Here is a 15,689-nt window from a genome sequence, read left to right on the forward strand (position 1 = left end):
CGTTACACCGTTTGACCGATGCGCCGCATCGCTCTGCACGCTGTGCCTTGCCAAACGACACGCCAAAAACAAACAAAGCGAAGCAAATTTAATGCAACAGGCTCTACTGCTTTTCACCGCCTTTTTGACGGTGTTTCCTGTTCCGAAACCGCTTTCGGAACAGGGAAACGCTATCCGAAACCGCTTTCGGTTGTCAAACAGTTGATTTTGAACGATTTATTTTGCAACGCGGCAGCGGGTTGAGGCTACCCGCAAGGGTGGGGTGAAATCGCGTGTAATTCATGCACGCCAAGCCTTGTGCGCAAATTCATCAACCAAAGGTATAGAATTCAGTGCACGCCGTATTTTGCGGCGCAAACCTTCGGTATGCCGCGCGTGGGTGGTGTGTTTTGGCGTGTTGGGCGGTGACTCGCGCGGCTGCTTTATCCAAGACGGTGCGTGATGCCATCAGTGGCAATTCTGTCGGGGACGGTCCCGTTACAGAGCGGAGCTCGATTTTATCTGCTAAGTATTGAATTTCCTTGCCTAAAACAGGGCAAATCATATCACATGGCGGTATGACAGACCAAAATGCTGAGATTAATCCGAATGCCATTGCGCAAGTAAAGGTTCTGGCCCTGCTTGGCGCGGTGTTGCTTGTCGGGTCGAATTCGTTTGTTTTAAGTCCGATCCTGTCAGAAGTGGCAAGCGGGCTTTCGACGCAGACCTATCATGTGGCCTGGGCGATTTCGGCGTTCGGGGCGGCGACGGCCCTATCGGCGCTGACCCTGGCCGGGATGATTGACCGGATGTCGGTCGGGCGTGTTTTGGGCGGTGCGGCCCTTTTACTGGCGGTGGCGCAGGTTTCAAGCGGGTTGAGCCAGCATTGGGTTTGGTTGTGTCTGTCGCAGGCGCTGGCCGGGGTGGCGGTTGGTGTGTTGTTGCCGGGATCCTATGCCACGGTCACCGCCACAGCCCCAAAGGGGCGAGAAGCCGCGCGGCTTGGTGTGGTTTTGACCGGGTGGGCGTTATCGTTGGTGGTGGCAGTCCCCGCCGCGGCGTTCATTACCGAGCAATTTGGCTGGCGGATGGTTTATTTCCTGATGGCCGGGTTGTCGGTCCTGGTGGCCGGTATTCTGGTGATGTTGCTGTCGGATGTGCGCGGCGGGATGAGCACGCGGACATCGCCCTTGCGCGCATTTCGGCTGCCGGGGGTTTGGCAATTACTGGCGGTGATGCTGGTTTATATGACGGCGTTTTACGGCTGTTTTGCGTTTTTCGGGGTGGGTGTGCGCACGGCCTTTGACCTGTCAGCGCAGGGCAGCGGTATGTTTGTTATGGCCTATGGCGTGGGGTTTGGCGTCATGGGATTTGTTTTGGGGGTGATATCGCCCAAAATTACCCGCGGGTATTTGTGCCTGGTGTTGATCGCGATTGCGACAAGCTATGCCACTTGGGGATTGACCCTGCAAAGCCAGATCAGCGCCATGGCGGGTACTGCCATCTGGGGGATGCTTAATCAGCTTGGTCTGAATGCGATGGTGGTGTCGCTTAACCGTCAGGCGTCTGATGCGCGCGGGGCGGTGATGGGGCTGAATAGTGCGGTGACCTATTCGGCGGTGTTTGCCGGGCCGATGATTATGGGACCGATTTATGCCGGGTTCGGCTTTGCCGCCGTGGCCGGGTTTGGAGCTGTTTTGGTGATGTGTGGTGTGGTCGTGAGTTGGCGACGCGCCTGAGATCTGGAATCTATAGCGGTTCGAATGTCGGTAGATTCCCGCCTTCGCGGGAATGACGACCTTTTCAAAAACGCGAAATGGCGGGCAATGTGTGCCCGCCATTTCGTTTGTATTTTGTGAGGTGCGCTTAGGAGAAGTCGAGCGCGCGGTCGCCGTTGGCGTCCTTGATGCGGGTCGGAAGACCCATGCCGTTCAGCAGGTTGAGGAACGGTTTGGATGGCAGTTCTTCGACGTTTGCCATTTTCTTCACGTCCCACTCGCCGGTTGCGATCAGCATCGCGGCCGCGACGGGCGGTACACCCGCGGTATAGGAAATGCCCTGGCTTCCGACTTCATTGTAGGCGTCCTTGTGGTCTGCCACGTTATAAATCAGGACTTCGGTTTCCTTGCCGTCCTTCGTCCCCTTGACCAGATCACCGATGCAGGTCTTGCCGGTATAGTCCGGTGCCAAGGAGCTTGGGTCCGGCAGGCAGGCCTTGACGACCTTGAGCGGCACGACTTCGAGGCCCTCGGCGGTGGTGACCGGTTTTTCGGACAGAAGGCCGATGTTTTTCAGGACCGTGAAGACATTGACGTAGTGATCGCCAAAGCCCATCCAGAAACGGACGTTTGGCACGTCAAGGTTCTGGGACAGGGAATGGACTTCGTCATGGCCGGTCATGAAGGTCTGGCTTTCGCCGACAACCGGCATGTCCCAGATCTTTTTGACTTCGAACATCTTGTTGGACTGCCATTTGCTGTCCTGCCAGGAATAGACCGTGCCGGTGAATTCGCGGAAGTTGATTTCCGGATCGAAGTTGGTGGCAAAGTATTTGCCGTGGCTGCCAGCGTTGATGTCGATGATGTCGATCGACTCAATTTTATCGAAGTAGTCTTCGACAGCCAGTTTGGCATAGGCATTCACCACACCCGGATCGAACCCGACACCGAGGATCGCGGTTACGCCAGCGGCCTCGCACTCGGCACGGCGTTTCCATTCATAGTTGGCATACCATGGCGGGGTTTCGCAGATTTTGTCCTGCTCTTCATGGATGGCAGTATCGAGATAGGCGACACCGGTTTTGATGCAGGCCGACATGACCGGCATGTTGATAAAGGCAGAGCCGACATTAATGACGATCTGGCAGCCGGTTTTTTCGATCAGGGCCGCAGTGGCATCAACGTCGGTGGCATCCAGGGCGTGACCTTCAAGAACGCCGGGGTTCTTAAGGTTTTTCTTTTCGTGGATGCTGTCGATGATGGACTGGCACTTTGATGCCGTGCGCGATGCGATATGAATATCGCCGAGCACGTCATTATGCTGTGCGCATTTATGTGCAACGACCTGGGCGACGCCACCTGCGCCGATAATCAGAACATTCTTTTTCATGTCGGGCCAAAAACTCCCCTGTTTTGAGAGGTGGGGAAACACTTCCCCGGTTCGCTATGAAAACTGCGCTTTCGTGTTTTACGAAAGGCTCGAAACGTAGTCGTCAAATGTGAACTCACGCACAACGCGCTCTGTTCCGTCGAGTTCCCGGATCACGATGGACGGCATGCCGACCCCGTTAAACCAGTTCTTTTTCACCATGGTGTAGCCGGCCGCATCCTGAATGGAGATACGGTCGCCGACCTTGATCTCGTTTTCGAAATCAAATTCGCCAAATACGTCGCCGGCAAGGCAGGACTTGCCGCAAATCATGTAAGGGTGATCGCCCGTGTTCGGCAGGACCTTGGCATTTTCGCGATAGATCAGAAGATCGAGCATGTGGGCTTCGATCGAACTATCAACGATGGCAAGGTTTTTGCCGTTAAACAGGGTATCAAGCACGGTGACCTCAAGGGTGGTGCTTTTGGTGATCGATGCTTCGCCGGGTTCGAGATAGACCTGCACGCCGAATTTCTCGGAAAACGCCTTGAGCCGCGCACAGAATTTATCGAGCGGGTAATCTTCACCGGTGAAGTGAATGCCGCCACCGAGGCTGACCCATTCAACACGCGCGAGAAGCGAGCCAAACTTTTCCTCGATATTTCCAAGCATCTGATCAAACAGATCAAAGTCGGCATTTTCGCAGTTATTGTGGATCATGAAGCCGGAAATGCGGTCCATCACGGCTTCGACCTTGGCGACATCCCATTCACCCAGACGCGAGAACGGGCGCGCCGGATCGGCCAGATCGAAGCTTGAGGTCGAGACCTGCGGGTTAAGGCGCAGGCCGCGCACGATGCCCGATGCCTGATCGGCAAAGCGGGTCAGCTGGCTGATGGAATTGAAGATGATCTTGTCGGCATTCTCAATGACTTCGCCGATTTCATCATCGGAATAGGCGACGCTATAAGCGTGGGTTTCCTTGCCGAATTTCTGGCGGCCCAGCTTGACTTCATAGAGCGACGAGGACGTGGTGCCATCCATATATTCTGACATGAAGTCAAACACCGACCAGGTCGCAAAGCATTTAAGCGCAAGCAACGCCTTGGCACCGGAATGTTCGCGCACATAGGCGATCTTTTCCATGTTGCTTTTAAGCTTGGACTTGTCGATCAGATAATAGGGCGTTGCGGGCATGGACGGCTCTCTACAACTATGTCACGGGGAATGCGGGTGAACTCGGAACGCGCGATCACGCTGTCAGGTTCCGGGTTTGGGCAAAATCACCAAATTGGTGGGGCAACCGGCTTTTCTAGTGGTCAGCCTGACGGTGCGTCATCCAATAGACGGAGACAGATAAACTGTATTCATTCATCAGATGCCTCCATCCTTCGGGTTTGCCAAATGCGTTTTGCTGCGTCCCAATAGCAGCGGGGGCAGGGGCGGTCAATACTGCAATGTCGCCTTTATTAGGCGATTTCGCGCCTCTCTGCATGTTGTGGTTTCATGACGGTTTGATCAAGGGGCAATCGCATTGATTTCGAAGGGCCATTGCCCCATCTGTTGATCATGGGGCGCATTCATGATTACCATCATGGTGTCGCGCCCGTAACACGGATACATTCAGACGGAGGAGGCCCCATGTCACCTGCACCTGTAAGTGTCGACCATCTTGCATTTCCGACCCGCGATCTTGAGGCGACCGACCATTTTTATTCCAAAGTGGTGGGCGCAACACTGGTCCACGCGGAAAGTGGCTATAGCCCGTCGTGGAAATCCGATTATTTGCTGATTACCTATGCGCTGCCCGATGGTACGCGCCTGTCCTTCTTTGACTGGCCGGCCGATACCGGGCCTTATCCGGACGATCCAAACATGCCCGATGATGTGTTTCATATCGGGTTGCGGTGTTCCGCGCCGCGCGATGTGATCGCCTGGCAAAACCATCTTTTCCAGCACAAGGTGGTCTATCACAGCGAGGATGACGGCAAGTCGCGCCGGTTATTTATGCGCGATCCCAACGGCATTCGGTTCGAAATCTTTGCCTCTGAAATTGCCAAATCCGGCGAGGATCATGAAGGAAACGCGCGTTCCGTCATGGGCGAGTGGCAAAAGATTGCCAGTGCCTGAGCTTAGAAGTGCCTGAGATTGCAGATGCCTAAGAGGGGCCGCTAGCCGGGGCAGGGGCCGGTACTTTGACGGACGATCAGTTCGGTCGGGATGATCACCGGCCCGGTTTCGCCGTGCGACGGCGGCGTTTTTGATCCCAGACGATCCAGAAGCAAGGCTATCGCCTGTTCGCCCAGACGGCGGCGGGGTTGGCGCACGGTGGTGATCGGCGGGTCATAGGCCGCGGCATGCGGAATATCGTCAAAGCCGACAACCGAAAGGTCATGCGGGATGCGAAGCCCGACTTCCTTGGCCGCCACAATCACCCCGATCGCCATGCCGTCACTGGCACAACAGACCGCCGTTGGTCGGGTCTTTGGATCGGCCAGAAGGGCGCGGCCGGCGGCAATACCGGAATCGATGGAAAAATCGCCGCGATAAATCAGGCCTGGCTCGTGGGCGATGCCGGCCGATTTCAGGGCGCGACGATATCCGGTCACGCGATCCGTGGTCAGGATGTTGCCCGTCGGGCCACTAACATGGGCGATGCGGGTATGGCCGAGATCAATCAGATGGTTGGTCGCAACAAAGGATGCCTCGTCATTGTCAATGATGACGGTTGGCAAAGCACATCCCGGAATGCGTTCGCAGGCAATCACCACCGGTGGTGTGGCGTTTGCCGGGGCCTTGGCAAGTGGTGCCGGAAGCCTGCCATTGAGCAGGATCATCGCATCTGCCTGATTGCTGCGCAGATAGGCGGCATAGGTTGCTTCGCGTTCGGGATCGTTTTGTGTGTCACCAATCAGGACATTGTAGCCCGCCTGGCTGGCCCCCTTTTCAATGCCCGACAGAATCGCCGAAAAGAAAGGGTTTCCGATATCGGGCACCAGCAAAAGAATCATCCCCGAACGGTTCAGACGCAGGTTCCGGGCCATGACATTGGCGGTGTAACCGGTCGCGGCGATGGCAGTTTGCACTCTTTCGCGTGTGGTTTCGGAAACCACATTGGGTTTGTGCAAGGCCCGGCTGACAGTGGCAATAGACACCCCTGCCTGGCGGGCAACATCTTCAATCGTCGCGATTTTTTCAGTCATTCTTCTTCCTACTCCGCCGGTTGCAGGCTGTCCAGCGGCATTCGACGCCCGGATCGGCAGGTGATTTTGATCACTCCGAGCAAAATGTAAAGGTTTACATCGAAAATGAAAACGTTTACACAGAGCTTAATCAAGAGTTGATCGCAAAAAATGCGACGCTAGGGAGGATATATTCATGACGGATGCGGCTGTTCACGCCGTTAATCCCGATCAGCAGGCGCGCGTGCGGCTGTCCGGTCGGGAGATTTGCAAGTCATTTGGCCCGGCACAGGTGCTTTTCGATGTTTCCATCGATCTGCGTGCGGGGGAAGTGCACGCGCTTTTGGGCGAAAATGGTGCGGGCAAATCGACGTTAGTGAAAATCCTGTCTGGCTACCATCAGCCGACCAGTGGCGCGCTTAGTCTTGATCAGACTGAAGTCACGTTTGAAGACAGTGAAGTTGCCGAAAATCATGGTGTCATCCTGATCCATCAGGAACTGAACCTGGCCGAGCAACTGACCGTCGAAGAGAACATTTTCCTTGGCCGCGAGATCAAGCGGGGCTGGTTCCTTGATAAGGCGGCGATGCGCGCGGAAGCCAAAAAGCTTCTGGATCAATTGCAATGCGATGTCGATCCGCGCACGCGCATCAAGGATCTTGCGGTTTCGGACCGTCAGATGGTCGAAATTGCCAAGGCACTTTCGAAAAACGCCGATATTCTGATCCTTGATGAACCGACCGCGGTCTTGACCGGGCGCGAGGTTGATATCCTGTTTGATCAGATCCGACGCCTGCGCGAACAGGGTGTCGCGATCCTTTACATTTCCCACAAGCTTGACGAGATCAAGGCGATTGCCGACCGGGTGACGGTTCTGCGCGACGGGCGCCTGATCACGACCGAGCCGGTGACTGATGTTGAAAAAGACGACATGGCGCGCCTGATGGTGGGGCGGGACATCAAACAGATGTTCCCCGACCGCGCGCCGGTTGAGGCCCATGATGTTGCCATGTCTGTTCGCAATGTATCGGTTGAGGGCCAGGTGCGTGACGCCAGCTTTGATTTGCGTCGGGGCGAAGTTCTGGGCTTTGCCGGGATTGTCGGGGCCGGGCGGACAGCCTTGATGGAGGCGATCATTGGCCTGCGCGACAGATCATCTGGCGAGATCGAACGCAATGGTGAGCCGGTTTCGATCCACAGCCTGCAAGATGCCAAGAAATGCGGCATTGCCTATCTGACCAAGGATCGCAAGGGCAGCGGGTTGTTGCTGAATATGGATATGCGGCCCAACCTGACTTTGCTGGCACTTGAAAAATTCGGGACCGTGATCCTTAATCGCAAGGCCGAAGAAGCCGCACTTGCCAACGCGATCGAGGCCTTTGACATTCGCGCGGCCGATCCGAAAGCCAAGGTCGGTGATTTTTCCGGCGGCAATCAGCAGAAGCTGTTGCTAGCCAAGGTCATGGAAACCGACCCGGAAGTCGTGATCATCGACGAGCCGACGCGCGGCATCGATATCGGCACCAAAAGCCAGATTTATCATTTCATCGGCGATCTTACCAAACGCGGTAAATCCGTCATTCTTCTGTCGTCTGAAATGCCGGAAATGCTTGGCCTGTCTGATCGCATCGCGGTCATGGCGGCAGGCCGTATCACAGGCATTCTCGAAGGAAACGACCGCAACGAGCATGAAATCATGCGGCACGCGACAGGAATTTCAGGCAAGCAGGGAGTGTCTGTTCATGAGTAGCCTTGAGCGCTCTGAAGCTTCGACTTCGAGTGGTTTCAATATCGATTTCAAAGCCTTGGGTCCGTTTTTGGCCCTCGTTGGCCTGTTTGTTCTGGGCACGGGTATTAATGACGCGTTCCTGAGCGGCGGCAACCTTTCGAATATTTTCACCCGTGCGGCCTTTATCGGCATCATCGCGGTCGGTGCTACCTTTGTGATCACCGCGGGCGGCATTGATCTTTCGGTCGGCTCCATGGCGGCGTTTATTTCGGGTGCGATGATTGTTGTGATGAATACGCTTGTCGCAACGCTGGGTGCCGGGATCGAGACGGTTTTGATCGGTGTGGTGCTGTCAGTCTTGCTGGGGATTGCGGCCGGGGCCGTTAATGGCCTGGTCAGCACCAAGGGCAAGATCGAAGCGTTCATCGTCACACTTGGCACCATGGGGATTTACCGGTCGCTTGTGACCTATATGGCTGATGGCGGGACGCTGTCGCTTGATTTTGATGTGCGCGGTGTTTATCGCCCGGTCTATTACGGCGACATTCTGGGCATTCCTGTGCCGGTACTTGTGTTCTTTGCCGTGGCGGTTGCGGGCTATGTGCTGCTGAACATGACGCCGTTCGGGCGGAAATGCTTTGCCATCGGTTCGAACGAGCAGGTTGCGCGGTATTCGGCAATCCATGTCGACCGGGTGAAGACGCTGACCTATGTCATTCAGGGGCTGTGCGTGTCGGTTGCGACCATCATTTATGTGCCGCGTCTTGGGTCTGCCTCAAGCTCGACCGGGGTGCTTTGGGAACTGGAAGCCATTGCTGCCGTGATCATTGGTGGCACGATGCTTAAGGGTGGCTATGGCCGGATCTGGGGCACGGTGATCGGCGCGATCATGCTGACCACGATTGGCAATATTCTTAATTTGACGGATGCGATCAGTAACTATCTGAACGGAGCAGTTCAGGGTCTGATCATCATCGTTGCGGTATTCCTGCAGCGCGGGGACTGGCGACGCAAAAAGAGCAAATAACCGGCGATCAACGTCCGGGAAGAATGTGAAAACGCATCATTTTTTTGATCAGGAGGAAACGTTGATGAAAACGTTTACAAAATATCTGGGGGCCGCCTGTGTTCTGGGCCTTGGTTTGGCATCGACCGGTGCAATCGCACAGGAAAAGATCAAGATCGGGGTTTCGATCCCGGCAGCGACCCATGGTTGGGCAGGTGGCCTGAACTGGCATGCCGAACAGGCCGAAAAGCGTATTGAGGCAACCTATCCCAATATCGATGTCATTGTGGTCAGCGCGAATGGTGCAACCGAACAGGCAAACGACCTTGAAGATCTGGTGTCGGTTCAGAATATCGACGCGTTGGTCGTCTTGCCGTTTGAGTCTGATCCACTGACCGTTCCGGTCCAGCAGGTCAAACAGGCGGGCAAGTTTGTCACCGTGGTTGACCGTGGCCTTTCGCTTCCGGGGATTGAAGACGTTTATGTTGCGGGTAACAACCCGGAACTTGGCCGTGTTTCGGGCGAGTACATCCGTGAACGCCTGAATGACGAAGGCAAGATCGTTGTTCTGCGCGGCATTCCGACCACGATTGATACCGAGCGTGTGGACGCCTTTGTCGAAGCGCTTGACGGCTCGAATATCGAAATCCTTGATATGAAACATGCCAACTGGAACCGTGATGACGGCTATGAAGTGATGCAGGACTTCCTGTCACGCTTCCCGGAAATCAACGCGGTCTGGGCACAGGATGACGACATCGCCCTTGGTGTGATCGAAGCCGTCAAACAGGCTGATCGTACCGATGAGATGTTCATCGTTGGCGGTGCTGGCATGAAAGACATCATCAAACGCGTGATGGATGGCGATGAACTGACCCCGATTGATGTTCTGTATCCGCCGGCAATGATCGCAACTGCGATGGACGTGACCGTTATGAAGTTCACGTCGAACGCACCGGTTGAAGGTCGCTATATCCTGGGTGCGACCGTTGTTACCCAGGAAAATGCCGAGAACTTCTATTTCCCGGACAGCCCGTTCTAAACGAACTTTGGTTGGGACAAGCACTCTTGCGTCGGGCGGTCGCCGCCCGACGCAGCCCGATTTCCACTGATTTCCACCAGAACGCAGTTAAAGAGGTCTGAGATGAAAACGCTTAAGGGACCGGCGATTTTTCTGGCGCAATTTGCCGGCGAGGAAGCCCCGTTCGACAGTCTTGACGCGATTGGTCGCTGGGCGGCGTCACTCGGCTATAAAGGTGTTCAGATTCCAAGCTGGGACAAGCGCCTGTTTGATGTCGAAAAGGCCGCCGAAAGCAAGGATTACTGTGATGAAGTGATCGGTAAACTTGCCGGGCACGGCGTGCAGGTGACCGAACTTTCAACCCATCTTCAGGGCCAGCTTGTGGCGGTCCACCCCGCCTATGACGAGATGTTTGACGGTTTTGCCGTGCCCGAAGTGCGCGGCAATCCAAAGGCGCGTCAGGAATGGGCGGTCAAACAGGTCAAGGCCGCGATCAAGGCATCGCAACATATGGGAATCAACGCCCATGCAACATTTTCCGGCGCACTGGCCTGGCCGTTTGTTTATCCGTGGCCGCAACGCCCGGCCGGATTGATCGAAACCGCGTTTGACGAACTTGCCAAGCGCTGGACACCGATCCTGAATGCGGCTGACGAGGCGGGTGTTGATGTTTGCTATGAAATCCATCCGGGCGAGGACCTGTTTGACGGGGCGACGTTCGAGATGTTTTTGGAACGGGTGAAAAATCATCCGCGCGCCAACATCCTGTATGATCCGAGCCACTTCGTGCTTCAGCAGCTTGATTACCTTGATTTCATCGATATTTATGCTGATCGCATCCGCATGTTCCACGTCAAGGATGCCGAGTTCAATCCAACCGGCCGACAGGGTGTTTATTCCGGGTATCAGGGCTGGGTTAATCGGGCAGGCCGGTTCAGGTCGCTTGGCGACGGGCAGGTTGATTTTGGCGCCATCTTCTCGAAACTTGCGGCGATTGATTTTGATGGCTGGGCTGTGCTCGAATGGGAATGCGCGCTCAAACATCCCGAAGACGGTGCCCGCGAAGGGGCCGAATTCATTAAAAACCACATCATTCGTGTGACAGAGAAAGCCTTTGATGACTTTGCCGACGGTGGCACGGACGAGGCGGCCAATCGCCGCATCCTTGGCATCGACTAGCAGCATCACGGGCAATACTCGTCCATTTGGACTTTGGAGGCAGATATGAGCAAACAAACATCGCTTGGCCGTCGTTTGCGCCTGGGCATGGTTGGCGGCGGGCAGGGGGCCTTCATCGGGGCCGTTCATCGCATCGCGGCACGACTGGATGATCGCTATGAACTGGTGGCAGGTGCGCTTTCATCCAAGCCCGATGTCGCAGCGGCCTCGGCGGAAGAACTGTTTATCGATAGTGACCGCAGCTATGCCAGTTTTGAAGACATGGCCAAACAGGAAGCAGCGCGTGAAGACGGCATTGATGTCTGTGCGATTGTCACACCCAACCACCTGCATTTCCCAGCCGCGATGGCGATGCTGGATGCCGGTATTCATGTGATTTGCGACAAGCCGCTTTGCATGACCGTCGATGAGGCCGAAAAGATCGCGGCCAAGGTCAAGGAAACCGGCCTTCTGTTTGCCTTAACGCACAACTACACCGCCTATCCGATGGTGCGCGAGGCGCGCCAGATGGTGGCGGATGGCAAGCTTGGCAATATCCGGCTGGTGCAGGTCGAATACCCGCAAGGCTGGATGGCAACCAAGGTCGAGGATACCGATAACAAGCAGGCCAACTGGCGTGCCGACCCGGCCAAGGCCGGGATGGGCGGGGCACTTGGCGATATCGGAACCCATGCGCATAACCTTGCGAACTTTGTGTCTGGCATGACGCCGAGTGAACTTTGTGCCGATGTTGATGCCATCGTCGAGGGCCGCAAGCTTGATGACAATGTGCAGATCCTGATGCGCTATGAAAATGGTGCACGCGGCATGCTGTGGGCCAGCCAGGTGGCGATTGGTCATGAAAACGGCCTGCGCCTTAGGATCTATGGTGACAAGGGCGGCCTTGAATGGGCGCAGGAACATCCAAACCACATGCATTTCCGCCCGCTTGACGGACGTCCGGAATTGCTGACCCGCGGTGGGGCAGGCATCGGGGCCGAAGGTCTGCATGGTGTGCGCGTGCCGCCGGGGCATCCGGAAGGGTATCTTGAGGGCTTTGCAAACCTTTACACCGATTTCGCCGATCAGTTGGTTGCGCATCTGACCAATGAAAAGGCCGATGCCGCCGCCATGTTGGTGCCCGGCGTCAAGGAAGGTCTTGAGGGCATGAAATTTGTCGAAGCCGTCGTGCGTTCCGGTCGGGACGGGGCCGTTTGGGTCAAAATGTGATCATTTCGCGCAATCGGGAAATCTGGGGATTTCCGTGTGCGCGAATTCACCATTGAAACGTGTTCTTCCCGTCCGGCGCTCTGTCGGCATTGAGCCGCAGCCTTATTGGTTGCGGCTCTTTTTTTAGCGCTTGACGAATTCCTTGCCGTCAATGGTCAGAACGCGACCATTGAAGGTGCAATTTGCACTGCCATTTGGGATGGATGTGCGTTGAAGAATAGCCCCTGATCCAGCGTCGGAATAGATACCTTCGCCGTAATCAAAGCTGATGCTGTTGGCAGAGGTGTTGAAATAGAAGTCGATGTCGAATTGATACTCGCTACCATACGTGCGCTGGCGGAAATGTCCGCTGCCGCTGCCTGATCCGTTCATCGTGTATTGGGTCAGGTTGCCATCCGCAGAAAAGGTGCCGGTCGCCGTGGTGCAATCATCAGGTTTCCTGGGGGCCGCTGCTTCGCGTGCGGCCTGTTCCGCCGCGGCGATACGGCGCACTTCCGCTTCTTTCGCGGCTTCCTCTGCTGCTTTGGCTGCTGCGATCTGTGCGATGCGGCGTTGTTCAGCCTGTCGTTGTTGTTCAAGTTCGGCGAGGTGTTTGTCTTCGGCGATCTTGGCATTCAATTCAGCTTCGGATGCCAGCTTCTCACCCTTGTAGTATGCGCAAGTGGATATCACATCCGGTGATGGCCCGCAGTCACGCAGGCCAACATAGCTATCGCGCGCGGCATAGTCAGAATACTGCACCCAACTGCCATCGGTATTGGTGAAGCGGCCTTCGCCACTGGGATTATCACCATCGACTTCTCCTTCCCAGACCGACCCGCTGAGTTGTGTCAGTTTACCTTCTTTGGGGACGACGGCCTCGAATGTGCCTTCAAAGGTTTTACCGTTCTTCCATTTAATTGTGGTGCCGGCAATCTGTTCGAACTTCTTGCGGTTAAAGCGTCCCTGGTAAACGCCTTCCCCCGTCAGTGTTACCTTGCCGGTAATTTCATCCGGGGTGATATTGGCGTTGCTGATGACAGCGACTTCTGAGCCATCACGAAGAACCGTGATCGTGCCATTGCCTGCGACCTGTCCGTTGACCTGTGGTCCCCGGAATTCGAAAAGCCATTGTCCCTGATGTTCTACGATGACGGGAAGATAGGTATCTTTGGCATAAGACGCCGTGCTTGCCGCCATAAGTGCGAAGTCATTATAGACAGGCTCAGTTGTGGTGCTGACGCTGTTTGAAAATACGCCATATTCTGCTGTCAACCGGACAAGTTTTCCGGCTTCGACCTTAATGATGCTATCTGCCTTGATCTGTGAATTGTGCGTCAGGCGCACGCGATACTCACCGGGCCACAGCTGGACGGCGTGGATCCGGCCCATGGCAACTTTATCTGCATGCGCACCGATAAAGTTCTCGGAACTGCTGGTCGGGAATACAGAAGCGCTCCAGTAATCGTCATAGGTGCCGCCTGCACCGATGACAAACTGAACCAGACCCCAATTCAGCGTACTTTTCTTCATGCCCTTTGGAGGGGCGTTTGAAGGTGTCGCTGTTGATACAGCTGCTGTCGTTTTTGCAGTTGTCGTCTCAGGTTGACTGGCGGTATCGGTTCCTTCTGATTGCGAAGGCGTTATCGCGTTCATGATATTACTGGTTAATTGATCAAAATCAGTTGTCTGGCATCCTGCGAGCAAAAAGCTTGCGGCAAGTAACAGACTTCCAGCGGTAAACGATGATTTTGTGAGTTTGGTTTGACCCTGCATTAAAGCCCCCTGATGCAGACCCTGATCAGGGTATTTGGGCAGAAAATTTAAATTCTGAAAAGTGAATTTAGCCTGCACGCTGGCTTTTTGGTTGCGCCTTAAAAAGGCAGTTCATCGCCAAATACTGACCGTTCAGAACGGCTTTTGCGCAACGCTGCGTAAGAGGGAACGCGAATGTATACTTTTGGGTGATGAAAGGCCTGACTGGTGTGCGGATCAAAATCCAGGCCATAAATTCAATTTTTAATCAATAGAATCAGAAGCTTGTTGAGCCTTTTACGCGCGTGATTGCGGCGTAATGCGCCCCATGGTTTTCCACGAAGTGAAAAAGACTTGCCTCTTGGTTGATCCCCTATTGCTGGATTTTCCGTAAAGGTGTTTCCTAGGATCATAAAAAATAAGACTACTTTCAGGGAAATCACCGGGAGCGTCCGCATGCCCGAGAAGCCAAAGCTTCTGATAACGCGACGATTGCGTGATGCCGTTCAGGCACGCGCCGCGCGGGACTATCAGGTTCTGACCAATGCCGAAGACCGCGTGTTCACGCGTGAAGAGCTCATTGAAAAGTGCCAGCAGGTCGATGCTGTCCTGCCTTGCCATTCCGAGCATTTTTCGGCTGATGTCATTGCCGAACTGCCCAAGAGCCTCAAGATCATTGCCAATCATTCGGTCGGGGTGGATCACGTTGATCTGGCTGCGGCCAAGGATGCAGGGATTGTTGTGACCAACACACCCGATGTCCTGTCTGATGCCACCGCCGAGATTGCCATGCTGTGCATGCTGGGTGCGGCGCGTCGCGGGGCCGAGGGCGATGCGATGGTGCGGGCCGGGAAGTGGGATTTCTGGTCGCCGGCCTTCATGGTCGGGCGTCAGGTCACCGGCAAGCGATTTGGTGTTCTGGGCATGGGCCGGGTTGGTCAGGTCGCGGCCGAACGGGCACGCGGATTTGGCATGGAAGTCCATTATCACAACCGCAAGCCACTGCCCGATCATATGGCCAAGGGCGCAATTTTCCACGAGACGGTCGAAGACCTGTTTGCCCATTCCGACGTGTTGTCACTGCATTGCCCGTCAACACCAGAAACAAAAGGCATCATCAACAGCAAGACAATTGCGATGCTGCCCGACCGCGCGATCCTTGTGAATACAGCGCGTGGCAACCTGGTGGACGAGGATGCGCTTGTGGCCGCCCTTCAAAGCGGAAAGCTGTTTGCAGCAGGCCTTGATGTGTTTTGCAACGAACCCGGTGGAAATCAACGGATTAGCGCGTTGAATAACGTCTTTCTGTTACCACATATAGGGTCTGCGACCGAAGAAACGCGTGATGCCATGGGGTTTCGCGCACTTGATAACCTTGATGCCTATTTTCAGGGGAAAGAACCCGGCGACCGGGTGGCGTAGAAGGCGGGAAGACCGTCTGCGTCCAGTTTGTTGAAGTCTTTAACAATAACAAAATGCGCGCCGTTTTTGCGGTCCCGGAACGGACCAAGCGCATCAAAAAGGATCTTGGATATCAAGATCAGGGGCTTTTGAAGGCTGACA

The 15,689-nt window shown here is 55.2% G+C and carries 12 protein-coding genes; 8 read left to right on the top strand and 4 right to left on the bottom strand.

Annotation, left to right across the window (positions count from 1 at the left end; genetic code table 11):
- The first annotated feature begins 557 nt into the window (after positions 1-557).
- Positions 558-1,718, top strand: a complete 1,161-nt coding sequence (locus WBY09_RS15820; RefSeq protein WP_336233239.1) for an MFS transporter — start codon at positions 558-560, stop codon at positions 1,716-1,718.
- Between the two features lie 127 nt (positions 1,719-1,845).
- Here the strand turns inward: WBY09_RS15820 and WBY09_RS15825 are convergent, their stop codons facing one another.
- Entirely contained in the window at positions 1,846-3,087 is a 1,242-nt protein-coding gene (locus tag WBY09_RS15825) for a saccharopine dehydrogenase family protein (protein WP_336233240.1), read from the bottom strand.
- Positions 3,088-3,165: 78 nt separating this feature from the next.
- Entirely contained in the window at positions 3,166-4,263 is a 1,098-nt protein-coding gene (gene nspC / locus WBY09_RS15830; RefSeq protein WP_336233242.1) for a carboxynorspermidine decarboxylase, read from the bottom strand.
- A gap of 444 nt (positions 4,264-4,707) precedes the next feature.
- Between nspC and WBY09_RS15835 the strand changes: the two genes are divergently transcribed.
- On the top strand, positions 4,708-5,196 hold the full coding sequence (locus WBY09_RS15835; RefSeq protein ID WP_063086976.1) for a VOC family protein: 489 nt from the start codon (positions 4,708-4,710) through the stop codon (positions 5,194-5,196).
- 41 nt (positions 5,197-5,237) lie between these two features.
- Here the strand turns inward: WBY09_RS15835 and WBY09_RS15840 are convergent, their stop codons facing one another.
- Entirely contained in the window at positions 5,238-6,269 is a 1,032-nt protein-coding gene (locus WBY09_RS15840; protein WP_336233243.1) for a LacI family DNA-binding transcriptional regulator, read from the bottom strand.
- A 175-nt stretch (positions 6,270-6,444) separates the two neighbouring features.
- On the opposite strand from WBY09_RS15840, the gene WBY09_RS15845 reads away from it, so the two are divergent.
- The 5 genes from WBY09_RS15845 (at position 6,445) to WBY09_RS15865 (ending at position 12,392) form a co-directional block, all read left to right on the top strand.
- Positions 6,445-7,998 carry a sugar ABC transporter ATP-binding protein gene (locus tag WBY09_RS15845; protein ID WP_336233245.1) on the top strand — a complete coding sequence of 518 codons (1,554 nt, stop codon included), beginning with the start codon at positions 6,445-6,447 and terminating at the stop codon, positions 7,996-7,998.
- Positions 7,991-9,004 carry an ABC transporter permease gene (locus WBY09_RS15850; protein ID WP_008890019.1) on the top strand — a complete coding sequence of 338 codons (1,014 nt, stop codon included), beginning with the start codon at positions 7,991-7,993 and terminating at the stop codon, positions 9,002-9,004. Before WBY09_RS15845 ends, WBY09_RS15850 begins: the two co-directional genes overlap by 8 nt.
- 64 nt (positions 9,005-9,068) lie before the next feature.
- Positions 9,069-10,025, top strand: coding sequence for an ABC transporter substrate-binding protein (locus WBY09_RS15855; RefSeq protein WP_040823275.1), 957 nt, complete (start codon positions 9,069-9,071; stop codon positions 10,023-10,025).
- 102 nt (positions 10,026-10,127) lie between these two features.
- On the top strand, positions 10,128-11,183 hold the full coding sequence (locus tag WBY09_RS15860; RefSeq protein WP_336233246.1) for a sugar phosphate isomerase/epimerase family protein: 1,056 nt from the start codon (positions 10,128-10,130) through the stop codon (positions 11,181-11,183).
- A 45-nt stretch (positions 11,184-11,228) separates the two neighbouring features.
- A complete protein-coding gene (locus WBY09_RS15865) occupies positions 11,229-12,392 on the top strand; it encodes a Gfo/Idh/MocA family protein (protein ID WP_336233247.1) in 1,164 nt (387 codons plus the stop codon).
- A 123-nt stretch (positions 12,393-12,515) separates the two neighbouring features.
- Here the strand turns inward: WBY09_RS15865 and WBY09_RS15870 are convergent, their stop codons facing one another.
- The gene (locus tag WBY09_RS15870) at positions 12,516-14,225 is read right to left on the bottom strand and encodes a hypothetical protein (RefSeq protein ID WP_336233248.1); all 1,710 of its coding nucleotides are present in this window, start codon (positions 14,223-14,225) and stop codon (positions 12,516-12,518) included.
- Between the two features lie 357 nt (positions 14,226-14,582).
- On the opposite strand from WBY09_RS15870, the gene WBY09_RS15875 reads away from it, so the two are divergent.
- Entirely contained in the window at positions 14,583-15,548 is a 966-nt protein-coding gene (locus tag WBY09_RS15875; protein WP_008890023.1) for a 2-hydroxyacid dehydrogenase, read from the top strand.
- Positions 15,549-15,689 lie beyond the last annotated feature (141 nt).

The sequence above is a fragment of the Thalassospira sp. CH_XMU1458 genome, assembly GCF_037027205.1.
GTDB lineage: Bacteria > Pseudomonadota > Alphaproteobacteria > Rhodospirillales > Thalassospiraceae > Thalassospira > Thalassospira tepidiphila.